We start from the raw sequence: 23,169 nt of genomic DNA on the forward strand, positions 1-23,169 counted from the left end.
GAGTTGTCATCGCTGGTGGGCGGCCTGCGCCTTCTCGGGAAGTTGTGCCGCAAGCTCGACCGAATCGATCTTCCGCTCGGGCGGCGTGCGGGAGCTGAACAGTCCGGCAAGAAGCCCCCAGGCATAGGTGTTCCACATCGTGAACGAGTAGAGACCGAGCCGAAGCGACTTTCTGCGCACGACCAGCAGCAGCAAAGGCAGGACGAGGAGGAGCAGGGCGAGGAGCGGATACAGGAAGCCGAGTATAATCAGCGCGGCCCACCAGGCGATCACGGCGATGCTGTTCCTGATATGGCTAAGGTGCCGGACGACCAGGGACAGATGCGGCTTGCCGATCGCGCCGCGCAAGACCTCGCCATGCGCCGCCGCGTAGCCTGATTTCAACCGCCGCCACAGCAGCTTGAAGCTTCCCATCGTATGACCGTGGTGATCGACGGCCGGAACATCGATCCGGGCGAGTTGCCAGCCTCGCTCGCGCAATCGCGCGCCGAGCTCGAATTCCTCGAAGGCGTGCAGATTGCGGTCAGCGAAGTAGCCGAGCTCCTTGAGCGCGGACATGCGGTAGAGGCCACCACAATCCAGCCGATCGACCGTTCCCGGCCGCCAGTTGGCGTCGGCCTGCACCGTGTTGGCGCGGATTCTGTATTCCTCGGTATCGGTGTTGACTTCGCGAACGCGACCGCCGACTGCCGCGAATCCGGAATTGGATTCAAGAAAGGAGATCCCTGCGGGGAGGAATGCCGGATCGAGCACCATGTCTCCGTCCAGCAGGTAGAAATAATCACCTTCGGCATGCTGAAAGGCGAGCTGCGCGCCGATGCCGCACGAGCGCTCCGACGGAGTTGCGAGTTGATAGATCCTTACGGGAAACTGCTTTGCAATCTCTATCGTGCGGTCAGTCGAGCCGCTGTCGGCCAGGATGACCTCGCCGCCGAAAGGCCGAACGGCTTCGACAGCGCTCGCTACCGATGCGGCGATGTGGCTTTCCTCATTCAGGGCCTTGATGCCGACGGAGACCTTCATGAAGCCTGCTCCTCCTCGACACGGTCGCGTTGTTGTGTTCGAGCGGCATCGGACGAAGTTGCGATCGGGGCGGCGGAATCGGAGCTGGCGGCGAGCTGGCGACGTCGCCAGATAGCTGCCTCGCGCCAGATCCAGGCGGCATAAACCGCCTCGCCGATCAGAATTCCCGCGATCGACCAGAGAGGCCCGCCCCAGACCAGCAGTGCGACGACCGCAAGCACCGATACGCCTGACGAGATCATGCTCGCGTAGGCGAGCTGCCGAAATACGCCGCCCGCCTGGAGCAGGACGCTGTCGGCGGTTCGCAACGATCGCATGCCCGCGACTGCCATCCACAACGTGGTCGCGACGGCCAGGTAGTTGATCGCATAGCGCTCCGGAAAGACCAGGCGCGGAGCGAACGCGATGAGAGTTGCGGCGGCCAGTGCGGTCAACGCCCAGATTCCGATCATGGCAACGCGGAAAGTGCGCAGAGAATGCAACGCACCGTCGAAGCGGCCGGCGTCGAGCTGACGCGCCATCTGCGGACGTTCGAAGTCGGTCAGCGCATTCATGACGACGCTGATCGGACGGATCAGCAATGCGCTCGCCGACAAGGGAGCGAACGCAGTCGGACCGAGAAAGAAGGTGACGATATAGGCGTGCGCATTGGCCGTGGCCTCTGTGGTCACCACGCCGGTCAGCGACCAGCTCGAATGCCGGCGCCAGACTTCGCGATAGTGGGGAATGTCGCGGAAGGAGAGTTTGACGAATTGCTGGACCAGATAGGAGCTTCCAAATGGAATCAGGCTCAATATGGCGCTGACCATAAGCGCTGCGTTCGGCAGATAAAGGTCGGACGATTTCGTGAGGTAGATGGCCCCGAGGCCCGCGAGCAGCGCGAGGCTGTACAGCAGATCCGACATGGTCGCCCTGATCTGCCGTCCGGTAACGTATGCGTAGGCCCGGCCGAACCAGCGCAGGAGCGCGAAAGCGCCATATCCGGCGAACAGCGCGGCCGCACCATGCGCGACGCCAAGCGCCTCGCCCAGGGCCCAGAATACCAAGAACGCAGCCGCTGCAAGCACGAGGTTGGTCGCGAAAAGGCAACGCAACATCGTTTGCCGTTGCTCCGCGGAGCCCTGTGTGACCAGCACGGGAAGCGGCGCGCAGAACAATGCGCTCCAGACCCCGCTGCTGAACTGGGACGTGACCAGCAGGAAGGCGAAACTGCCGAACGACTTGATGTCGAGCACATGCAGAAGCTGCAGCGAAAGAATGAACTGGCTGCCGGCCGTCGCGATCGGTCCGACCGCTGCCAGGCCGTACCGGAGCGCCTTTTCAAGTCCGGAGTGTTGTCTGCTGCCCTCGCTCAAAAGTCGATCAACCATGCAGGCTGGGCGCCGCAGCCCCGGGGGCGGGCTGCGCGGCGCGTGCGGAGGCCAGAATCAATGCGATCGTGAACATCAGGAGGATTCCCACGATGGAGTCACGATCCAGCACGCTCGTTTCCGTAAGATTGTGACCGACGCAGAAGATCAAGAAGCATGCGAGCAGGCCGCGCTGGCTGCGGGGGATTGATCCGCCCCCCAGGTTTGCGAGCGGAATGATCACAGTCGACAGGATCACCAGGACGAGTCCCGGAAGTCCGGTCTGGCAGAGCAGGTCGATGAAGCCGTTGTGTCCGATCGCGACGAGCGCGACCCAGTCGGTCTCTCTGACATAATGGTACAGGGGACTTCTGTTGCCGCCGATATTCCAGAACGATCCATAACCCGAGCCCAGGAGCCAATGGTCTTTCCAATACGCGAGCAGCGTCGACCAGATATGCACACGTCCCGTAAATGCGTCCGGTCGGCTGAATATCGCTTGGATGTTGCTCCAATATGCAATCGCCAAGCCGACGATCACCAGGAGCGTACCCAGCAAGGCCGGCAGGAGCAGCGGTCGAAATCTCGGATTGTAGGCCTGGAACGCCCACCCGGCTGCAAGGGACATGATGATCATGCCCATCGAGGTTTTTGCATGCGTCTTGTACAGGAAAAACGCGCTGCCCAGGATGACAGCCCAGCGAACCCAGGTCTTGATCGAACGAGCGTCAAACAGGAATACCGTGATGGTGAGCGCACAGACCGCGCCCGCGAAGTTCTTCTGCGTCAGAACTCCCTTCCAGTTTCCGACCAGTTCCGGATCGAGACCAAATCCCTCGACGTCCAGCTGCTGGTGAATACCGACCGACGGCAACAGAATGACGGACAGGAAATTGATGATGAGAATCACAATCATCATCTCCCGGAAGATGAGAATGGTCCTCGCATAACCCAATATGTCGACCATGCTGAAGACGGTGAGCACGATCATCGTCGTGAGCAGGAGGCGGCGCATGGCGATGTCGGGATCGACCGCCCAGGTCAGGCTCAACCAAAACCACAGCAGCGTCAGTCCGAGGCTCAACGGGAGCGGGAAGAGGCGGCGCGGATTGGCCGCGACGCGCGCCGCGACCATGGCCGCGACATAGACACCGCTGAAGGCAAGTTGTCTGAGAACGCTTCCCTCACCCGTGTAGGGGAGAGTCTTCAGCGTCAGGTATGGACCGGCCACCATCAAACCGAGCAGCGTGTACATCGTCAGGCTGGCGATCGGCACCGAGGGCGGCGCAGGTCTGCGGTGAAGAGCAATCGAAGCGCTTCGTACGGATTGAATGGTCATTCCTGCCGGAGGTTGGTTCGCGTGTGGACTGGCAATATTGAAAGCGAAGGCCGCCTGATCGTCGCAACCGTGCGTAAGGCGGGCAGCTTTAATCGATACTACCGCGATGTTTGTTGCGGTGCAATGTCGGCACTAATATGGTTGCCGCTACAGTTTACGCGTTGCCTTTGGGGGGCTCCGCCAAGTGGCCTTTACCATGCCCAGCCAGACTGCTCGCTTCGTTCTCCTGGTCATCCTGTTCATAATGCTTACCGGTCGGGCACCTGCGCAGGCGGGTGGCACCTGCATCCTCCGTCCGGAGCCGATCCGGCTTCGCTCGGACGTTGTAAACTGGGCCATTGAACTGCGCCCTGGCGCGGAATGCGTCCAGGGACTGCGTTGGTCGACTCTTCTCATTGATCAAGTTGTAGTCATGAGTCAGCCGAAATTCGGCCGCATCGCGATCAATGGTCCGTCATTTCACTACATTGCCGGCCCTTCGAAGGAATCCGACACCTTCCAGTTGCTGGTGAAGGGAAGCGCACTCCGTGTCCCCGGGGAGACGACGATCGAAGCCACGGTTCAGGTCAGCGATGCGCCGACCCGGGAGCGCCGCTGGGAGCCGGTAGCGCATTGATAGTTCCTACTTCGAGGGTTCCGCGTTGGCGCTCTGGGTCGAGCCCATCAAGGCAAGCGTGTTCTTGGAAAAGTTTCCATACAACAGGTCGTTGCCGAAGCCGCTGAGATGATCCGCATCGAAGAATAGCGGCTTTCCGTCGCGGAAAGATGTGCAGGTCTGATCAGGGCACAGCAACGGGAAGGGATCCCAGACCGATATCTTCGAATTCTTGGCGGCGAGCTCGGTCATCGCAGCCAGAATCGGTGTCCGCAGCTTCTCGAGATCCTGACGGCTCATATTGAAGCCTGGCGCGCAGACGGCATTGTCCCGGTTGAACCAATCGGAACAACGGAATGGAGGGCTGCGGAAGATCGGCTTGGGCGCCTCGAATTCAACGCGCGCGCCGAGTTGGGTAATCGGAGCCAGGAGCTGCATCGCTTCCGCCACGACCGCTGCCCGGTTCTGGGCAGCCGGGGTGGATGGCTTGCTCTCACCATCGATATCGCCCCACTGATTGCCGAACCGCGGGAGCCGCAGGCTGGGAAGGAAGACGAGGTCGTGCGGCTTGATCGCATCCTTCAGATATTGCGCGATTGCCTGATGAGACTTCCTGCAACCGCTGTCGTGTTCGGCGATCGGCCGGTCCAGCGGAATGAAGGCGCAGCCCTCGTGTGAGTAGACCTTGACGGCGGTGCCGGTATCGAGCGCGAATTGACGTACCATCGTGGTGTAGGCGCTGGCATGGGAGTCGCCAACGACATAGACGATGCCGGTCGAGGTCGCTCCTTGACACTCGGTCGGTTTCCAGACCGTCAGCGGGACGCCGCCTTCTACGACGTCGGATCGAACGATCCTGCAGTCCTTCGCGGAGACCACGCTCTTGCGGGCCAGCGGATACCAGACGTCGGTATTGCCGGTGACGCTGAGCGTCAGCTTCGATTTATACTTGAATACCGCGGCCGTCGCTCCCGTGATCACCAGAACGACGGCAAGCGAGGCGGGAATGAACTTCGCGACGGACAGGCGCCTTTGCCATTGAAATTTTCGTGCGGGTTGCTCGATGATCTCGTAGGAGGCGACCGCCAGAGCCACGGCGATCGCGACGGCCGCGAGACAGGTCTGGATCTGGTCCAGTCCGACCGTCCAACGAAATAGGACGAAGGTCGGCCAGTGCCACAGGTAGAGCGAATAGGAGATCTTTCCGACGAAGACGGGAGCAGGCTTGGCAAACCGCACCGCCAATGCACGCTCGGGTTGCGCTACGATGAACGCAATCAGGCAGGCCGTGCCAGCAACGGGAACGAGGGCCGCCGGAAACGGCGAGAATATCGTGGCCGGAATTGCGAAAGAAACGGCGACCAGCAGCAATCCGGTGATAAACCCGAAATTGTATTTCTGCGGGCTCAGCGCCCTGATGTGCGGCGCCCACGCGTTCATCGACAAATATAGCACGACGCCGGCGCCCAACTCCCAGAAGCGCGCCGGGATGAGGTAGAACGCGTACTCCCAGCGATACCACGTCATTAGTCCGCACAAGGCGAACGAAATGACCGAGAGGGCCGATATCACCGCGACCGCGCGCGTTGACCTGGCACCGGGCCGCTCGTGATGGAAGAAGTAGATCAGGATCGGAAACAGGAGATAGAATTGCTCTTCGACCCCGAGAGACCATGTATGGACGAACGGGTTGAAGGCCGCCCTGGGTGAGAAATACTCGTCGTTGTTCAGCGCAAGCACGATATTGCTGCCGCCGAAGAAGGCGGCGAGACCGGTCTTGGCCAGCATGTTGCTTAGCCACGACGAGGGAATGAACAGCGTTCCCACAACGGCGGTGACGACCAGGCAGAACGCCAGCGCCGGCATGATGCGCACAATGCGTCGCGCGTAGAAATACCCCTGGAATTGGAACAAGCTGTCGAACCGCGCCCCGGCGACCGATCCAGTGACGACGAAGCCCGAGATGACGAAGAAGATGTCGACGCCGAAATAGCCACCCGGCAGAAAGCTTTCGTGCAGGTGATAGAGAAGCACCGAGAGGACGGCGACGGCCCGGAGCCCGTCGATGCCGGGAAAATATCTTGCTTTTGCGCTCATGATCCTACTCTGCGGCCTGGCTCAAGGCGCGACGGCCAGCGCGAAGGTCTCGCAGAGCACGAAGCACCGGTTTCTCGACGAAAATGTGGGCGAGCACACCGGCGATGACTGAGATGATTGCGGTCGACAGAAAAAGTGGAATCGAGGGTATCCAGTGCGACGTAAAGCGAGCATTGAGCAGCGCGACGACAGTGATCACGGGTGAGTGCACCAGATAGATGGAATAGGTCGCGTCGCCGATCTTGAGCAGGATCGGCGAGAAGCTCCAGTTATGCTTCCGCTCGCCCAGGGCGCCGCCCAGCAAGATCAGGGCAAAGGGCGCCGCAAGTGCCAGCAGGACAAGCGGATCCTTCTGGGTGGCGCCGATCCGGCCACCGGCCAGGGTCGAGGCAGTCAGGACCAGAAGCGCCAGACCCAGGGTCAGCAGCGGCGCGCCCCACCCTTCGTCCATGACGGTAAACGCGAAATAGGTGCAGACGCCGATGAGAAAATAGGCGCACCACATGTCGTTCCACATCTGGAGCAATCCTGGCTCGTGGCCCAGGACGAGGCTGTTGACCAGAATCGAAACGGCCCAGGCGACGAGCACCACGGTGCCCAGCAGCCTGTTCAGGATCAGCGTGCAGAAAACGGCATAGAACGCCATTTCATAGAACAGCGTCCATGCCACTTGCAGCGGCAGGCTGAGCGGCTCGGCGAGTTCAACGAGCGCATAGGCCGAGAGCAGGTTTGCCGCATTCCACGAGAAGCTGGGATGTCCGATGCCGCGGTAGGCGGCGATCAGGAAGAGAGTGAGGAATATCCAGTAGACCGGATAAACCCGTACAAATCTCTTCCATAGATAGTTTCCGAGTCTGGCGGGTTTGCCCACGTCCTTGACGTGAGCAAACATGATGATGAACCCGCTCAGGACGAAGAAGAAGTTGACGCCCAGCCATCCCTTCGAAGCCACGGCGCCGAACAGGCTGACACTGCCATGTTCGGGTTGCGTCAGGATCAGATGCGTATGATAAATTGCAACGGCGACAGCCGCCAGCCCGCGCATGACCTGTACGGACTGGAGCGACTTCCTTGCCGGATGCAACGGTTTGTCACTTCCGGCAGACTCTTCTGGCGTCAAAATTCCACTCCTGTCACGCCGGCTTGATCAAGTCGGAACGGGATATGCCGGCGGTTCCAAGTTCGACATGATGCCCGCGCGCGATGTAACGGCTCTGCGCGAGGCCTCGAGCGGACTGGACCGCCGCTGCGCCCAGCCATCTGCCCATTGCTGCAACCTTCGTGCCGACGTCGCGCGTCTCGAGGCCCTTCAAGAACCCGAGAATCGGGCGTTCCACGAAGACGTGCGCCAGGACGCCGGCGGCGACGGAACCCACGCACGTGAATACAAACAGCGCCATCGGCGGTATCACCCCTGCTGTGAACTTGTAGTTCAGCAAAGCGAGCATCGTGATAGCGGGAGAATGTACCAAATAGATGGCATAGGTCGCGTCTCCGAGATTAAGCAGCAAGCGCGGAGGCTTCCAGCCATAGCGCTGCTCCGCCAGAACGCACCCAAGTAGGATCATTGCGAACGGTAGCGCAATCGAGATCATCATCCACGGATGCATCTGTGCGTACCCCATGTCCTCGATATAGCCGCGAAGCATCACGAGCAGCAACAGCGTGCCCATGATCAGGAGCGGTAGCGCCCAGCGTCCGCCCATCTTGCGATAGAGCAGATAAGTGAGCATGCCGACCACAAAATAGGCATTCCAGATGTTCAGGAGCCCCCATTCGACGTTTCCGAGAACCAGACTGCTGAACGTGACGCAGAGCATCCACGCCGACAGCACCGCGATGCCGACCGTGCGGTTCACCAACAGCACGATGAACACCGCGTAGAACGTCACTTCGTAGAACAGCGTCCATGCAACCTGGAGCGGAAGGCTGAACTGATCGCTAAGCTTCATGAGCGCATACGCAGTCAAAATGTTGGCGTGATCCCATGAGAAATTGGGATGGCCTATTCCCCGATACGCGGCGGCCAGGAAGAAGGTCAGGAATATCCAATAGACAGGATAGACCCGGGAGAATCTCTTCCAGACGTAATTGGCTATGCGATCCGGTCGGCCCACATCGTTTGCGTGTGCAAACATGATGATGAAGCCGCTGAGGACGAAGAAGAAGTTCACGCCGAGCCAGCCCTTTGTGGCGATGCTTGGCAGGACGGTGAAACTGCCGTATTCGGAGCGTGCCAGAATTACCTGTGCGTGAAATATCGCAACTGCTACCGCAGCCAGGCCGCGCATCACTTGAACCGAAAGAATTGTCGTTCTGGGCTTGGACGCGGCGGCGTCAGCCGGTCTTACCCCCCTGATCGCTATCGTCATGTACTAACTCCTCGTACTTTAAAATCATGCCTTCATAAGTGATCGCGTTAGCGAGATGGCGTGCGCGATCGGTCCACGCCGAATAATGAGCCGGCTCGTCGAGCAGTCGCAGGATCTCCCGGGCGAGTGCCTTGTCGTCGCTGGGATCGACGGCAATGCCGCACGCCGTTCCGTCCGCGGCAGTGATGCCCTCGATCTGAACGGGAACGTTGGAAACGACCAATGGCAATTGTAGCTTCGCGGCCTCGATCAATCCGAGGCTGTGTCCTTCGAACCAGCTCGGCTGCACGAAGACATCGCCTTCCGAGAGCAATTCGAGCGCTTCCTTTCGGGAGCGATGCCCGACAAAATCGATGCGGTCCGTCACACCGAGCTCGGCTGCGAGCGACTTCAGCATGGCCTCCTCGGGACCGGTGCCGACAATGACGATCTTGACGTCCGGCATGTACGCGGCTGCACGCACTAGCACGGGATAATTCTTTTGTGGAAACAGGCGTCCCGTTGCCACGACGCGCCGTCCGCGCGCCACCTTGCGCTCGCGTACGGTGGAAAGCGTCGTGAGCAGCGTTTCGATCTCCGGCGGGAGCGCGTTGTGGATGGTTCGCCGCTTGGCGACATAGGCGCTCGGCTTGCCGCTAAGCGATGCTCCGACTGCATCCGAGACGGTCACGACCGTCTGTACGTTCGGCCACGAGCCGACCCAGCCGTCGATTGTGTTGAGTATCCGGCTGTGAGTGCCCACGGGAGAGTGATGCGAGATGACTATTCGCGTCGATGCGCCCGCGAGCCTTGCCGCGATCGGAGCAAGGACATTGGCCGCCGGCATCGCCGTGAAAATCATGTCCGGCGCATTCTTGCGCAGCATGGTCACCAGCGATATCAGCATCTTGATCTGCGCGCCGATCGCCGTCGGCCGGTGGGAGATGACGTATTGCCAGGGCAGATGGGGAGAGGTCTCGCGGACCTGTGCGCGATAGGGGTAGAGCGCCATCAACCGCACGTCGAAGCCTCGGACACGGAAACCTTCGGCCAGATTGGCCCAGATTTCCTGAACGCCGCCAGCGGACGAGTGAGAGAGGAGAAAAACGATCGACTGCGCGTTCATTTGGCAAACCGCTGGCTAGGTGTCGGAGTCTCGTCAGATCACCTGCATAAGCCTTTACGAGTCCGCCGCACACATATTCTCGAAAAATTTGAGTGGTTTGATCCGTACCATGGTCCGCTGAAAAGAAAAAGGGACTCTCGGCCCCGTTTCCGCCCGCCTTTAGCGCTCCGTGGCATAGGAATGGCATCGTCGAAAGAGGTCATGGTCGGCTGTTCCGGCTAACTTTGGTCTTGATTATCCCGTTCTGGATTAAACCGGCTGGCTAAGGTGTCATATACGTGCAAATCGTCAGTGGCCGAACATTGTTCGAAGGTTCTTTGTTGATGAAGGTTCTTATCCTTGGAGGTAGCCCTGCGCACCCAGGTGGTGTCGAGGCCTTTTGTGGTCGTGCCCACGATGCGATGACTTTGGACGCGCGGCTCCAGGTCGACTGGCTGCCGGTAAATACGGCCTATCTGAGGCCTGCAACTTCTGTGCGAGCCTGGCAATCACTTCGTACCCTCTGGCGGCGGCGTAACGAAGGCTGGAGCGCGATATGGCTCCAATACGTAAATCTGGCGGATCTGGCTTTTCTTCTCGCAGCGAGAGCGATGGGTTTCAAGGTCGTGGTCACGCCACATCTCGGGGTCAATTGGAAATCCACGCGGATTGCCATGCTTCGCACGTTGAGCCGCGCGCTGCTTGGTTTGTCGAGCAAGTTTGCCTATTTGTCCGAGACCCAGCTGCAGGAGCTGACGTTGCCTGCCGGCGTACCACGATGCCGCATTCACACTTTTCTGCCACGTTCGGTCGGCACACGACAACTCGTTGTCGAGAGGAGGGCAGGTCGCCAGGGTCTCAGGCTGATCCATGCAGGCCGGCTTTCCCGCGAGAAGGGCAGCTTCCTGTTCCTCGAGGTCTGCGCCAGGCTGAAGCAGCGTAACGTCGCCTTCACTGCGGAGGTGATTGGGGGCTGCGATGACCTGACGCGGCGCGCGCTGAGCGAGCGGATTGTCGAGTATGGCATCAAGGAGAATGTCGCGCTTCTTCCCGCGATGGGAGAAGAGGAACTGATGAAAAGGCTCGCTGCGGCGGATTTCCTGATTCACCTCTCGATACTGGATTCGTTCCCTTTGATCGTTCTCGAGGCGCTCGCAGCGGGCGCCTATCCGATTTGCATAGATTTGCCCGGCGCCCGGAAGATGACGCAAGATTACTGTGGGCGGGTCGTCTCTCCGAAGGGCGCTGTTCAGGCAACTGTTGACATTCTTTGCCAGGGCGACTTGGAAGTCGCGAGGGGCGAGGCCGACACAGCCAGAAATAAAGTCTTGGATGACTATGACTGGGGCACCTGCGTCCGCTTGCTCGAAAACTGCATCGAACAAGATTGAGACCGGATGGGCCCGTTTCTGTTTATGAGAGCTTGCGAAACCATTTGATGCCCCACCGTGTAGGACAGTTGGTCGACATCGGCGGTGTCAGCGTGCTTTCCTCGGACGTTGGAGAGTTCGTGGCGCGATTTGACGCGTCGATGGCGGCTCAGCAGCCGATGAAGGTCGCGTTCCTGAACGCCAACCTGTTTAACTTCACGCGCTCCGATCCCGTCGTTCTCGACATCCTGCGGGATTTCACCGTCCTCAACGACGGAGTTGGATTGAATCTTGCTAGCGTGATCCTCAAAGGGGCGGTTTTCCCTGCGAACATGAACGGAACGGATCTCATTCCGGCGGTTCTTTCGATGACGACGCACCGGTTGCGTATATTTCTCGTGGGATCTAAGCCGTCCTCCGTTCAACGGGCGTCGGAGGTCATCGCGGCGATGTGGCCGCGGCACGCCGTCGTGGGGTGTCAGGATGGTTACTACGAACAAGTCCAGGAAGACGAGATCGTCGAACGGATCAAATCATCAAACCCTGATCTTGTGCTGGTAGGGCTTGGAAACCCAAGGCAGGAACTCTGGATTGCGAAACACATTCCCTATGCATGCCTTCGCGCCTTTGCCGTCGGTGGACTGTTCGACTTCGTCTCAGGGGAGGTGCCTCGCGCGCCCGCCGTGCTGCGGGCACTCAGCCTGGAATGGTTGTTTAGGTTACTCTATGAGCCCCTTCGTCTGTGGCGCCGCTACCTACTAGGGATACCTGTGTTTATCGCTCGTGTGACCGGGGAAGCGCTCGGCCGGGCAAGCCGTTGGGGAAAACGGATATGGCCGTAAAACGACTCATGCTGGTCGCGTCCGGTGGTGGACATTGGGTCCAACTGTCGCGCCTTAGTCCTGCCTTCGAGGGGCACAGGAGCCTCTACGTGACCACGATGGAGGGAGCTGAAGCTCCGTCCGGCGCCAACCCTGTGGCCGTCGTGACCGACGCCTCGCGGAGCCATCCTGCGAGCTTTGCGGTGCTGTTCGCCCAGATGATCTGGATTATCGTGAAATTTCGTCCCGACGTGATCGTGACGACAGGGGCGGCTCCCGGACTGGTCGCAATTCAGGTAGGCAAGGTGCTGGGGGCGCGAACCGTCTGGATCGACAGTTTGGCGAATTCGGAACGTATGTCGCTATCGGGAAAGCTCGCGAGACGCTATGCAGATCTGTGGCTTACGCAATGGCCTCATCTCGTGGAAAAATACCCCAACCTTTCCTCTTTCGGGGCGGTACTGTGATTCTGGTTTCTGTTGGCACTCAATTCCCCTTTGATCGCCTCATCAGCACCGTGGACATGTGGGCGGTCGAGAACGGTAGGACCGACGTGATGGCGCAGACGGGACCGTCGGGTTACACGCCGCGGGCGCTCAAGTGCTTTGCTATGATGAGCCCGGACAAGTTTCGCAAGCTCCAGGCCGAGGCCGAGCTGATTGTCGCCCACGCCGGCATGGGCTCGATTCTGACGGCGCTCGAGTTCAGGAAGCCGATCATCATCATGCCGCGTGATCACACGCGCGGCGAGCACAGGAACGAGCATCAGGCTGCAACCGCCGCGCGTTTCGAGAATACACCAGGTCTCTACGTGGTGAGGGACGAAGCCGAACTCTTCGACCGGTTGAATCATCTCAGCGATATGGTTGCCTCCCAGGGCGTTTCCCGGAAGGCTCCGGAGGGGTTCGTATCCCGGCTTCGCGCCTTCATCGAAGAAGAGAGACCAAGCTCTAGGGTCTGGACACTGCCATGGCGCCGGAACGAGTCGAGCGCGGCCAAGCGGTAAGAAATCCCAACAGGAAGCGTCGTGGTGTCGTGCGTCTGGTCGTCACCCAGGCGGCATTCGCATGCGTCGCCGCAGTCGTGTGCCTTTCGCCGTTTCCGCTCGGCTCGACGGCCGCTAGCTACGTGGCGGCATGGAGCCTGTTGCTGGGGCTGGCCGCGATTTGCAGCATGCCGGGAAAGCTTTCCGGTAAATCGATAGCCTTTCTATTGGCGGCTTTCGTGAGCCTTGGCGCCTATCTGGTCGTGATTCATGAACAGATATCGCTGCGGCCATGGTTTTCTGGCGGCCTGGTTCATCCGATCTGGGCCCGTGCGGGTGCGGTGCTGGGCGAAGATTTTCCTCCCATCGTATCGGTCGTCAGGGACGTCCCGCTCATCGCGATTGGAGCCGAACTGGCCTTCGTGCTGATGCTGCTTGTATCTTTCGCGATCGCCTCGGACCGGCGCGACGGCCTTAGGCTGCTTCGCGTTGTCGCATTCGTCGGAGCGGCCTACGCATTGCTCGGGATTGTCACTTTCGCGGTTGATCCAGGCAAGATCCTGTTCTGGAAGAACAAGACGGATCATCTGGCGAATCTCACGGGAACGTTCACCAACCGGAACACGGCTGCGGTGTTTTTCGGGCAGGCTTCGGTCCTGTGGTTTCTCTTCTGGTGCGAAGAGTTGCGCGACATGCGGGAGCGACGCTCCCTGTCGCTTCGTGGCGCATTCCAGCGACTCGTCGCGCATCCTACCAATCGCAGTCTGTTCACTCTGGCGATTCTCGTCACCACGCTGTGTGCCGTCTTCATGACCGGATCGCGAGCCGGTTCCGTTCTGACGCTGATGGTGCTGCTGGTTGCGTTTCTGGCTTATTTCCGGCGCGAGTTTGCCCATTGGAAAGCCGTGGTCGCCGTAGGCGCGATCGGCTCATTGGTGGCGGCCGGCTTCATGCTGACCGTCGGGGGCAATGTCGGGCATCGCTTCAGCATCCAGGGATTTAGCGACGAGGGGCGATGGCCTGTTTACCGGACGACCATCGAGATTGCGCGTGAATTCCCCGAACTTGGTACGGGGTTGGGAAGCTTTGTTGCGATTTTCCAGGCGTATCGGCCAGGCGATATATCGATCTCCGGCACGTGGAATCGGGCACACGACGTTCTGCTGGAGATAGCTTCGGAAACCGGTGTTTTCGTCGCAGGCGGAGTGCTGGCCTGGTATCTGGCGATTCTCTTTTTGCTGATCTGGGCGATCATGCGTCGCCCGACGCGCGATCCTCTGCCCATTTCGGCGGCACTGGCGGCCTGGCTCCTCGCCGGGCTGCACTCGCTGGTTGATTTTTCGCTTCAGATCCCCGGATATGCGTTAACGGTGGCCGCGATAGTTGGCACGGGACTTGCTCAAGCACTAGCTTCGCCGTCTGCGTCGAGCCACGTCAGGCGTAGCGTGGCTAACTCGGAATCGGGAACGGCGTAGATGAACGCAGCGTAGCCGCCGTTAAACTTACTGTCATCCAAACGAGGATGTTTGCCTTTAAATTGCAGGAGCATGCTATAGGAGGACTGCGTTAACTGCCTCGGTTGGTGGGAGAAAGCTGTGTTTAAGGAATATATAGGTTCGATGCTTGGACGTCTTGTGATCGCTGGGACAATCTCTCTGGGGTCCGTTCAGGTTGTGTCCGCCGCGTGTCTATCCGGCGATCAGAGGTTGCCAGCTGCCACCATCAACAACTTCGTTGCAAATCCGAGCTCGATCCTGGGGGCGGCAGACCTCGCGCAAACCGTAAGGGATCTGGTGGCGTCGGATTCCTCGACGCTGTCTCCGGTCCTGGCCCTGCTGCAAGGCGCTTCGGGCGATCAGCAAAGTGCGATCGGGTCCGGCCTCGGTCAGGCCGCATCTGTGCTTTGTTTGCGTACGGACCCTAATTTCGCCGCAGAGATTCAGGATCGAGTGAACAACAGCCAGTCTGCCCCGGCAAAGACCGCGTACGCGGCGATCACCGGCGACGACAAGAACAGAACACTGGCGACGAACGCTTCTGGCGCTGGAATTTCGCCGGGAGGCGTTGGGGGCGGAACCAACCCAGCGACGACTACGGGCAACGCTACGGGATCGACGTTCACGTTCTCGGCTGAGAGCGTTCGCGGCAACGGACTCAATTACTTCAGCGGCGGGGTGACGGGAATTTCGGGCGTCACTTCGACAACGACGACAGCGGCGCAGACGACGAGCCCGTAGGGCCAGCACTCGCTGCCAAGGCAAAGATGGACGAGTTGGACTGATGCTCAATATTACCAAGCCTACCACCGCCATTTCGTCCGTTACCCAAGAGTACACATCGGCAGAACAGACCCTTCAGTCATTGAAGGGCCTGATCGGGCGACACGTGGCCCTTCTTGTCACGGTGGTGCTCGTTTGCGTTCTTCTGGGCGGCGTCATCATGCTGACGACCCCGGCGCGCTTCACCGCGACTGGCCTGCTCATCATCGACACGAAGAAGGTGCAGACCATTCAGCAGCAGGCTCCGCTCGGAACCGAATCTCCGCTGGATACCGGAACCGTCGACAGCCAGGTCGAAATCCTTCAGTCCGAAACGATCGCGCTGAACGTCATCAAGCAGCTTCGGCTGACCGAACTCGACGAGTTCGTTGGTCCCGGCGGCGGTATTCCCGGTGCGATCCTCGGTGCCATCAGGTCTCTGCTGTCCGATGGCCCGCGCTCGGATTTCGAGCTGACCCGCAAGGCGCTCGAGAAGTTTCAGAAGCGGCTCTCCGTCAAACGGCTGGGACTATCGTACGTCATTCAGATCGACTACCAGTCCGAGAATCCTGACCGCGCGGCGAAGATCGCCAATGCGGTGGCTGAAGCCTACATCAACGACCAGCTCGAATCGAAGTATCAGGCGTCCCGCCGCGCGGCCATCTGGCTGCAGGACCGTCTGAAGGATCTCCGGACCCAGGCCTCCGCGGCCGAGCGCGCCGTCGTGCAGTACAAGGCGGACAACAACATCGTCGATACGGGCGGTCGCCTTCTCAACGAGCAGCAGCTGGCCGAAATCAACAGCGCGCTGACGATCGCGCGGGCCCAGAAGGCCGAAGCCCAGGCGCGCCTCGATCGCATCAACGGCATTCTTCAGAAGGACAGTGGTGACGGCACGATCATCACCGAAGTTGGAGCCGTCGCCGATTCGCTCCACAATGACGTGATCACGCGGCTTCGCCAGCAATATCTCGATCTTTCGAACCGCGAAGCCGATTGGTCCAATCGCTACGGGCCCCAGCATCTCGCGGTCAAGAATCTGCGCGATCAGATGCGCGAAATCCGCCGGTCGATCGGCGACGAGCTCAGGCGAATCGCCGAAACCTACAAGAGCGATCTTGAGATCTCCTCCTCCAAGGAGGAGAGCACCCAGAAGACCCTGGATCAGACGGTCAAGGCCTCGAACGACACGAGCCAGGCCCAGATCGCGCTGCGAGAGCTCGAAAGCAATGCGCAGAGCTATCGCGCACTCGCCGACAACTTCCTGCAGCTCTACATGGTTTCGGTGCAGCAGCAGTCGTTCCCGATCACTGAATCCCGCCTGATCACACAGGCGACGCCGCCGCTGAAGCCGTCATTTCCGAACATGCTGATCGTGATGCCGGGCGCTCTGGTCGGCGGAATTGCGCTGGCATTCGGTCTCGCGGTCTTCAGGGACATGTCGGACCGCGCGTTCCGGACCGCCTCGAGGGTGCAGCGCGAGCTCGGGCTCGATTGCATCGCTGTGCTGCCGAAACTGTCGTTCGACGGGGCAAAATCTCCTGGTGGCGTGCGTGGCATGGTTGCCCGCGCCTTGGGTAAGCAACCTGCGGATGGCGCGGCTCGCACGGCGTCGCAGCCAAGGCCGGCAAGTCGCCCGCCGCGCGAAGACGAGCGGCTGGCGGCCATCGACCGTCCCCTGGTGTTCCGTCCGAGCCCGATGCGCTACGTGATGGAAGCGCCGTTCTCGAGGTTCGCCGAGGGATTGCGCGCGATCAAGCTTGCTGCCGACCTGCACGGCTCGAGCAGGACCAACAACGTCCTCGGCATCACATCGGCGCTTCCCAACGAAGGAAAGTCGAGCACGGCGGCTTCGCTCGCCCGCGTCATCGCGCATGGCGGCACGCGCACGCTGCTCATTGACGGCGACCTGCGCAATCCGTCGTTGACCAAGCAGCTTACGCCGGGGGCCAAAGCCGGCCTGGTGGACGTCATCTCCGGCGACGTGGCGTTGCAGGACGCGCTCTGGACCGATCCCGAGACCGGGCTCGATTTTCTTCCGGTCGTGATCGATCAGTGGCTGCCCCACAGCCACGAGATCATGCTCTGGCAATCGACCGAGAAGTTGTTCGCGGGCCTGCGCGCTTCGTACGACAGGATCATCGTGGATCTGCCGCCGATGGCTCCGATCGTCGACGTGCGCGCGACCAACCGTCTGGTCGATTCCTATCTCCTGATCGTCGAGTGGGGCAAGACCAAGATCGACGTCGTGCAGATGGCGCTGAACGATGCTCCGAACGTCACCGAAAGGACGATCGGCTGCGTGCTCAACAAGGCCAACATGAAGGCCGTGAGCCGCTACGATCTGCGGCACTCCGAATATTACGGGAATTCCTATTATTCGAGATACGGCTACGTGGATTGAGACGTGGCGATAGCCCGCGTCTTTCTGAAGCTGCTGTTCGTCGCGGCCGGTGTGCTCACAATCTGTTGGAGCGTGAGCACATATCAGCGCGTTTTTCCATTCAGGGACCTCGAAGCCGTTGGGTCGCGGATTTCGCTCGGGGAGACTTTCCAGACGAGCGTATTGGAAGGGGTCGAGCCTGATGCGGACCGGGCGATTGCTGCTGCGGACTGCAACACCCCTGCGATCCGCAGCGCCGTGTTCGTGAAAGTTCAGTTGTACGAGATCAAGGGCGGCGAGACCGATCGCCTCGCGTTAAACAAGCTCTCCAGCGATCTGCGCGGTGCGATCCGCAAGTCCATCAGTTGCTCTCCGTACGACCCGTTCTTCTGGTTCGTGAGATACTGGATCGAGGTATCCAGCTCCGGCGTATCCGAGAAGGCTCTCCGCTATCTGGAGATGTCCTACGAGACCGGTCCGAATGAAGGCTGGATCGCTCTTCGTCGGAACCGGTTTGCGCTTGCTGTGTTTCCGTCGCTTGGTAGCGAGTTGCAGAAAAAGGTGCTGACCGAATTTTCAGAGCTGGTGGACGCGGGCTTCGTCGATCTGGCCGCGGCCAACCTTGCGGGTCCGGGGTGGTTGGTGCGGGAGCAGCTGCTCGCGCGACTTACGGACGTCGGGCGGTACAATCGCGAACTATTCGCGAGGCTCCTCGAGGATCAGGGAATTCGAGTCGACATTCCCGATGCCGCGCCGCGCCCGCAGCGATACTGGAATTGAGCTGGAGTTTCGCAATGTCGAAGATTCGATCATTCGCCTGTGCGGTGGCTATCGGCTTTGTCGCCGTGCTGGCGGCTCACGATGGGGCGCATGCGCAGGTCGACAAGCCGGGACTGACCGGGGGCTCGGTCGTCGGCTCGACGCCTGGCGTCAGCGTGGATTCCGGCGCATCGTCCATGAGGTTCGGTTCGTCCCGGACGCCGCAGCGTCATATGGATTCCTCGGGCCGCCCCTGCATCTACGTGCTTGGGGAGGCGAAGTCGCAGGTCGTCAATCCGAAGCTCTACGATCACATCCTGATCGTCAACAATTCGTGCGGCATTCCGGTCAAGCTGCGAGCCTGCTATCTGGGGACCGACAAGTGCAATGACATCGCCGTCGGAGCCTACACCAAGCGTCGCGAGATTTTTGGCATCGTGCCGGATGCGAAGGATTTCAGGTTCGAGTTTCGCGAGTATTTCAACTAGCCGCTGTGTCGCGGCAGAATGTCCGCGTCTTTGTTACGAGAACGTAATGTCGTGAGACCTTTGGAAGCAGGACGGCTGACTTGCTTCCTTCAACCGTTTTCGTGCAAGATTCGGCGGGCATCGCAACGAGGTCACTGAGGCTCTGGATGAATTTTCATATTGGAAGTCTGGTGAAAGCTGCCCTGCTGATCGGTTTTTTCGCCATCGGCGCGATGCCATCGACGGCTCAGGCGGGATGCTTCTGCCAATGCGTCGATGGTGCCTTCCGGGCCATCTGCAGCGGTCAGTTCGACATCGCGCCGATTTGTCCGGCTCGTTCGTGCTCGACGACCGTCCGGCAGACGCCGATGCGCATCGGCGAAGGAGGACGATCGCAATGCGCTCCGGTCAAGGACTGCGATGCCTACGGGCATTGCCAGTGGAAGAGCAGCTGCGACAAGTAGTCGTCCGTTCCTTCGGCCTGGAATGGATGCCGGCTGGCGTGTGAAGATTGTCCGTATTTGGTCGTAAACCTGCCTCGCTCGGCCGACATTTTGAGGTCGGGGCGATAGTTGCGACGACAGGTGCCGGATCGAGAAGGAATTGATATGCGTCCAGTCCCGCGAGCCTTCGTCTTCGCTTCCGCTTTCCTGCTGACCGTCGACCTGGTCGGCGCAGCGGAACTGCGCCGCTTCGGCGATCATCAACTGTTCACCAAGGGGCCATTTTCGGCGTTCATGGATCCCTTCAATAAGCGGGAATATGTCGCGGGAAAGGACTTCGACCAGAGCTTCACCGTGGATCCCGACAATTTTCCGGTCGGGACGACCATCAACTGGAATTGGCCGATCCGCGATCCGAAATTCATCGTCGGCTTCCTCCAGGCCGCGGCGTATGGCGACTATTTCAACACCGTGCCGCAGCGGCAAATCCGGCCTTCCCGGATCAATGACATCCAGCAACTGTCTGTCTCGCACGATCTGACCTTTTCCGGGACACACAACGGCTTCGACGTTATCTATGACTACTTTCTCACCAAGGCTCCCCGTGGCTGGACATCGCGCCTGTTTGAAATCGAGGTGTTTCTCCGCACACCCGAATATTCGGTGAAATACTTCAACACGGCGACGCCGATCGGAACGTTCGACCATGCCGGGGTGCAATGGAAGGTGGCGATCGATAGACGGCCGAAGGTCCCCGATATCCTTTTCATTCCCGCCAACCACGCCGATATCGCCAAAGGTTCGATCGATCTCCAGGCGATGCATCTCTTCCTGAAGTCCAAGGGAATTCTGACCGGTGATGAATACTACAACGGCCACTCGCTCGGCGTTGAGCCTGCGCAGGGAACAGGCTCGTTCCTGGTGAACTCGGTCTTCGTAGATTACCGGTGAGCGAAGTCTCCGGCTATCGCACGGCAGTGCGCGGCTGGATCTGCAAGCTGTCGCCGTTTACGGACGCGGGCATGGAATCCGCTTCCGCGCGGGTCGAGATGTTTGCCTGCGTCTTCTTGACCTTCGCAAGATCATGATTGACCGCCGCATCCCGCAGCGGCGACGAGAACAACCGTTCGGCCGCGCTCGGTCCGGAGCTGAACAAGACTAACAAGACGATAATCGCCGCGCTTCTCATCGACCGCCTCTGACATGTATTTCGTTGGTTTTCACGTCGAGGCTTGCTTCTCAGTGGAATATGGCGGTTGAAGGGCCTCCAACGCCTTCCAGGATCTTTGTTCATTTTCTGACAATCTTACTAGAATCTCAATCAGGTCCGAACGATTAGCTGCAATCTCGCCCCCGGATATTTGGAAATGAATGTTTTCATGCGCTTAGGGGGGCGCATGACTACCTACAGCGCTGCGAATGGACTAACTTTGTCCATATCGGGGACGACGACCCGATGGGCGATCAATACGGCGGGGGCGGAGACCCAGGTCGGTACGTCCGGTAACGACGCGCTCAGCGACGCCGGCGGCGATGTTCTCATCGGAGGTCTCGGCGACGACACCTACTACCTGTGGGACAGCCGCTAGACCGTCGTCGAGCAGGCCGGGTAGGGCATCGACACGATCCGGTCACGCCGATGTTGGCGGCCGAAATCGATGGCCCAGCGGGCGGAGACGCCCGCTAGACATCCTGGGCACCGATTTCGCGAATGCACGGCGAAAGCGAGTAAATCATAAAAAATTGGGCCATGACACTTGCCGGCCCGCCCTCAAAGGGAGATATCGGAAGCTAAGGTCGTCGGCTCCGCGTGGCGGGAGATGGAGAACAATGGTACTTGAATGGAAGGTCGTGGCTGGCGCAATTGGAGTGCTTTACGTTCATGCCGTCGTCGCGCCCGATCAGGCCTCGGCGATCACGGCGGAATTAGCCAGGACCTGCAGGGCGCTTACGACGAAGCAATTCCCACCCCGCGAGATTGCCAACCCCGCGGCCGGCAGCGCCAAGGGCTCTGGACGCGACCAAATCGCCTATTTCAACAAATGCGTCGCCAACAACGGCAAGATGGACGACGGCAGCAAATAGTCTGAACCGACAGTCTGTCACTGCTCCTTGACGGCGGTAGGCTCCGGTACATTGCCATCCTTGGCAACGCAATCCTTGAAATAGGCCTGCCGATCGCCGCTCATGCGGACGGCGCCCGGTCGCTTGTACGGGAACGCGATGTAGGAATAGTGCATGCACTTCCTGGCGGTTTCGGCACTCGGGGCGGCCACGGCGTCGATCGCGCTCGCGACCATCACGAGAGCGGCGATCGCCGCAGCCCTAAACATCTCCTGCCACCTCATCGAAGAACACACTGGAAGACAGGCTAAGGTGCGCTGCTCGCGGCGCCTTGCCGCGCGGATCTCGACGCCAGATTGCTATTTCGCAGCAAGAAGGCGGGGGGCTGTCTCAGCTCGGCGGGCGGCAAATAAGCTCTGAATCTGAGGGATCTTTCCCTGCGCCGGCGCGAGATGAACTCCCTGGTTGTATAACCGGCGGCGAACGAAAGACCGGCTACTGCCAAAATCAAGATCAAGCCTGCCACGCGATACTCCACGTTAACGATATCCCCCTTGTCTCAAAAGAGGGACCCGCCCGCAAGATGGCCGCCGCGTCTGGGTGACAAGTTTCCCGAAGGCTAGCGTCGGCCGGTCCGTCTGACGGAACCGCAGCAGCCCGTGGCATTAGGGCCCACGAAGGACGGATCGGCCGGCGAGAAATAGTTCGTGGGTCGGTTCGGCGTGCTCTGGGGCCTGGTCGATACGGTCGGGCCCGGCACGACCACATAGCCGCTGGGGGCACCACTGTACGGTGGTTGCTGTGTTCCCTGGGCCATCACCTGATTGCTAGCGAGTGTTAGGCAGGCGCAAGCAAGCAGCATGTGCGTTGCATGTCTCATGCTTTTCGACATGGCTATCCATTTCGGAACGTCAATGGCTGACTGGCTGGAACCGAGGGATATTTACTTTCTGCAAATGCACCCCTCGGCCTCGAACAGGCCGCAAGTGGCGGCCTTGTGCACGTCGCGGACGCCTGTGGGGCGTCATGCGTTTGGAAGCGCTTAGCGCGGTGTTAAGCACAGCGTTAAGGTGACATCATCTCTTATCAAATTTTCAGGCTGCCGCTTGCATTGTCGCCCCGTCGAACACGAGAGGGGTACCATCATGTCACACACCGGCCGCTTAGCATCCATCGCTTCGCTGATGATCCTGGCATCAGCCTTCGAAGCCCATGCCACGCCAAACTGCATGCGCGACATCAAGCCCTACAAGCTTGCGGGCGACACCATGGAATGGTCGATGACGATCGCGCCGGGTGCGGACTGCATCCAAGGGCTGCGCTGGTCGACGATGCAGATCTACAGCGTCTCGATTTCTGAAAAACCGATCAACGGGGAGCTGGTGTTGGTCGGTCCGGGCTTCCGTTACTTCGCCAAACCCGATTTTTCCGGCACTGACAAGTTCACCCTGGTGGTCGTCGGCAAGAACCGCCACGACGAAGGAGCCTCCACGGTCGAGGTCACGATCCGGAAGCCGGATGCATCGATGGTGGTGAGCGCGGTCGGCTATCCCCAGTAATTGCCGCCATATTCATCACTGGAGCCGCCCGCGGCGGGTTTGCACCGCGCAGGCGCCCCAATCGCGGTGCTCGGCCTCACCTTCAAGCCGGATACCGACGACATGCGCGATGCGCCGTCGATCCCGCTGGTGACCGGTCTGATCGACATGGGTGCGAAGGTGAAGGCCTTCGATCCCGTCGGCATGGAGCAGGCGAAGAAT

Annotated in this window: 24 protein-coding genes and 1 pseudogene; 16 read left to right on the forward strand and 9 right to left on the reverse strand. The window is 60.0% G+C overall.

Features of this window, described 5'->3' with window-relative positions; genetic code table 11:
* Positions 1 to 6 precede the first annotated feature (6 nt).
* From VGR99_RS08790 to VGR99_RS08800, 3 genes are read right to left on the reverse strand one after another with little or no spacing between them, the layout of a single operon-like run.
* Positions 7 to 1,023 carry a glycosyltransferase family 2 protein gene (locus VGR99_RS08790; protein ID WP_326897946.1) on the reverse strand — a complete coding sequence of 339 codons (1,017 nt, stop codon included), beginning with the start codon at positions 1,021 to 1,023 and terminating at the stop codon, positions 7 to 9.
* Positions 1,020 to 2,378 (reverse strand): hypothetical protein, encoded by a 1,359-nt coding sequence (locus VGR99_RS08795; protein WP_326897947.1) that lies wholly within the window; start codon positions 2,376 to 2,378, stop codon positions 1,020 to 1,022. Before VGR99_RS08795 ends, VGR99_RS08790 begins: the two co-directional genes overlap by 4 nt.
* A gap of 7 nt (positions 2,379 to 2,385) precedes the next feature.
* Positions 2,386 to 3,711 carry an O-antigen ligase family protein gene (locus VGR99_RS08800; RefSeq protein ID WP_326897948.1) on the reverse strand — a complete coding sequence of 442 codons (1,326 nt, stop codon included), beginning with the start codon at positions 3,709 to 3,711 and terminating at the stop codon, positions 2,386 to 2,388.
* Positions 3,712 to 3,907: 196 nt separating this feature from the next.
* On the opposite strand from VGR99_RS08800, the gene VGR99_RS08805 reads away from it, so the two are divergent.
* Positions 3,908 to 4,327, forward strand: a complete 420-nt coding sequence (locus tag VGR99_RS08805) for a hypothetical protein (RefSeq protein WP_326897949.1) — start codon at positions 3,908 to 3,910, stop codon at positions 4,325 to 4,327.
* Positions 4,328 to 4,333: 6 nt separating this feature from the next.
* Here the strand turns inward: VGR99_RS08805 and VGR99_RS08810 are convergent, their stop codons facing one another.
* Genes VGR99_RS08810 through VGR99_RS08825 form a run of 4 tightly spaced genes read right to left on the reverse strand, consistent with a single transcriptional unit; the run spans position 4,334 to position 9,880 of the window.
* Positions 4,334 to 6,403 carry an acyltransferase family protein gene (locus VGR99_RS08810; protein WP_326897950.1) on the reverse strand — a complete coding sequence of 690 codons (2,070 nt, stop codon included), beginning with the start codon at positions 6,401 to 6,403 and terminating at the stop codon, positions 4,334 to 4,336.
* 4 nt (positions 6,404 to 6,407) lie between these two features.
* Positions 6,408 to 7,523, reverse strand: a complete 1,116-nt coding sequence (locus tag VGR99_RS08815) for an acyltransferase (RefSeq protein ID WP_326897951.1) — start codon at positions 7,521 to 7,523, stop codon at positions 6,408 to 6,410.
* A 13-nt stretch (positions 7,524 to 7,536) separates the two neighbouring features.
* The gene (locus VGR99_RS08820; protein WP_326897952.1) at positions 7,537 to 8,775 is read right to left on the reverse strand and encodes an acyltransferase; all 1,239 of its coding nucleotides are present in this window, start codon (positions 8,773 to 8,775) and stop codon (positions 7,537 to 7,539) included.
* A complete protein-coding gene (locus VGR99_RS08825; protein ID WP_326897953.1) occupies positions 8,741 to 9,880 on the reverse strand; it encodes a glycosyltransferase family 4 protein in 1,140 nt (379 codons plus the stop codon). The genes VGR99_RS08820 and VGR99_RS08825 overlap by 35 nt, the downstream gene beginning before the upstream one ends.
* A 323-nt stretch (positions 9,881 to 10,203) precedes the next feature.
* On the opposite strand from VGR99_RS08825, the gene VGR99_RS08830 reads away from it, so the two are divergent.
* The 11 genes from VGR99_RS08830 (at position 10,204) to VGR99_RS08880 (ending at position 20,296) form a co-directional block, all read left to right on the forward strand.
* The gene (locus VGR99_RS08830) at positions 10,204 to 11,250 is read left to right on the forward strand and encodes a glycosyltransferase (RefSeq protein ID WP_326897954.1); all 1,047 of its coding nucleotides are present in this window, start codon (positions 10,204 to 10,206) and stop codon (positions 11,248 to 11,250) included.
* A gap of 68 nt (positions 11,251 to 11,318) precedes the next feature.
* Positions 11,319 to 12,071: a WecB/TagA/CpsF family glycosyltransferase gene (locus tag VGR99_RS08835; protein ID WP_326897955.1), complete on the forward strand. Its 753-nt coding sequence runs from the start codon at positions 11,319 to 11,321 to the stop codon at positions 12,069 to 12,071.
* Between the two features lie 98 nt (positions 12,072 to 12,169).
* Positions 12,170 to 12,517, forward strand: coding sequence for a UDP-N-acetylglucosamine--LPS N-acetylglucosamine transferase (locus VGR99_RS08840; RefSeq protein ID WP_326897976.1), 348 nt, complete (start codon positions 12,170 to 12,172; stop codon positions 12,515 to 12,517).
* A complete protein-coding gene (locus VGR99_RS08845) occupies positions 12,514 to 13,056 on the forward strand; it encodes a glycosyltransferase (protein WP_326897956.1) in 543 nt (180 codons plus the stop codon). Before VGR99_RS08840 ends, VGR99_RS08845 begins: the two co-directional genes overlap by 4 nt.
* Positions 13,020 to 14,510, forward strand: coding sequence for an O-antigen ligase family protein (locus VGR99_RS08850; protein WP_326897957.1), 1,491 nt, complete (start codon positions 13,020 to 13,022; stop codon positions 14,508 to 14,510). Before VGR99_RS08845 ends, VGR99_RS08850 begins: the two co-directional genes overlap by 37 nt.
* 231 nt (positions 14,511 to 14,741) lie before the next feature.
* Positions 14,742 to 15,272 carry a hypothetical protein gene (locus VGR99_RS08855; protein WP_326897958.1) on the forward strand — a complete coding sequence of 177 codons (531 nt, stop codon included), beginning with the start codon at positions 14,742 to 14,744 and terminating at the stop codon, positions 15,270 to 15,272.
* A gap of 148 nt (positions 15,273 to 15,420) precedes the next feature.
* On the forward strand, positions 15,421 to 17,697 hold the full coding sequence (locus tag VGR99_RS08860) for an exopolysaccharide biosynthesis protein (RefSeq protein ID WP_326897959.1): 2,277 nt from the start codon (positions 15,421 to 15,423) through the stop codon (positions 17,695 to 17,697).
* A 3-nt stretch (positions 17,698 to 17,700) separates the two neighbouring features.
* A complete protein-coding gene (locus tag VGR99_RS08865; RefSeq protein WP_326897960.1) occupies positions 17,701 to 18,456 on the forward strand; it encodes a hypothetical protein in 756 nt (251 codons plus the stop codon).
* A 14-nt stretch (positions 18,457 to 18,470) separates the two neighbouring features.
* Complete coding sequence (locus VGR99_RS08870) at positions 18,471 to 18,923, forward strand: hypothetical protein (RefSeq protein WP_326897961.1); 453 nt, start codon at positions 18,471 to 18,473, stop codon at positions 18,921 to 18,923.
* Between the two features lie 146 nt (positions 18,924 to 19,069).
* Positions 19,070 to 19,366 carry a hypothetical protein gene (locus tag VGR99_RS08875; protein WP_326897962.1) on the forward strand — a complete coding sequence of 99 codons (297 nt, stop codon included), beginning with the start codon at positions 19,070 to 19,072 and terminating at the stop codon, positions 19,364 to 19,366.
* Between the two features lie 108 nt (positions 19,367 to 19,474).
* Positions 19,475 to 20,296 carry a hypothetical protein gene (locus tag VGR99_RS08880; protein ID WP_326897963.1) on the forward strand — a complete coding sequence of 274 codons (822 nt, stop codon included), beginning with the start codon at positions 19,475 to 19,477 and terminating at the stop codon, positions 20,294 to 20,296.
* A 13-nt stretch (positions 20,297 to 20,309) separates the two neighbouring features.
* Here VGR99_RS08880 and VGR99_RS08885 read toward each other — a convergent pair whose 3' ends face one another.
* Positions 20,310 to 20,534: a hypothetical protein gene (locus tag VGR99_RS08885; RefSeq protein ID WP_326897964.1), complete on the reverse strand. Its 225-nt coding sequence runs from the start codon at positions 20,532 to 20,534 to the stop codon at positions 20,310 to 20,312.
* Positions 20,535 to 20,775: 241 nt separating this feature from the next.
* Between VGR99_RS08885 and VGR99_RS08890 the strand changes: the two genes are divergently transcribed.
* Complete coding sequence (locus tag VGR99_RS08890) at positions 20,776 to 20,934, forward strand: hypothetical protein (protein WP_326897965.1); 159 nt, start codon at positions 20,776 to 20,778, stop codon at positions 20,932 to 20,934.
* A 241-nt stretch (positions 20,935 to 21,175) separates the two neighbouring features.
* On the forward strand, positions 21,176 to 21,430 hold the full coding sequence (locus VGR99_RS08895; protein WP_326897966.1) for a hypothetical protein: 255 nt from the start codon (positions 21,176 to 21,178) through the stop codon (positions 21,428 to 21,430).
* 17 nt (positions 21,431 to 21,447) lie between these two features.
* Here the strand turns inward: VGR99_RS08895 and VGR99_RS08900 are convergent, their stop codons facing one another.
* Entirely contained in the window at positions 21,448 to 21,678 is a 231-nt protein-coding gene (locus VGR99_RS08900) for a hypothetical protein (protein ID WP_326897967.1), read from the reverse strand.
* An 876-nt stretch (positions 21,679 to 22,554) separates the two neighbouring features.
* Between VGR99_RS08900 and VGR99_RS08905 the strand changes: the two genes are divergently transcribed.
* Together VGR99_RS08905 and VGR99_RS08910 are read left to right on the forward strand one after the other, a co-directional pair.
* Complete coding sequence (locus VGR99_RS08905; RefSeq protein ID WP_326897968.1) at positions 22,555 to 22,968, forward strand: hypothetical protein; 414 nt, start codon at positions 22,555 to 22,557, stop codon at positions 22,966 to 22,968.
* A gap of 51 nt (positions 22,969 to 23,019) precedes the next feature.
* Positions 23,020 to 23,169 (forward strand): annotated as a pseudogene (locus tag VGR99_RS08910) (UDP binding domain-containing protein); the annotation flags it as partial.

Origin of the sequence: Bradyrhizobium sp. (assembly GCF_035935975.1) — a bacterium.
GTDB lineage: Bacteria > Pseudomonadota > Alphaproteobacteria > Rhizobiales > Xanthobacteraceae > Bradyrhizobium.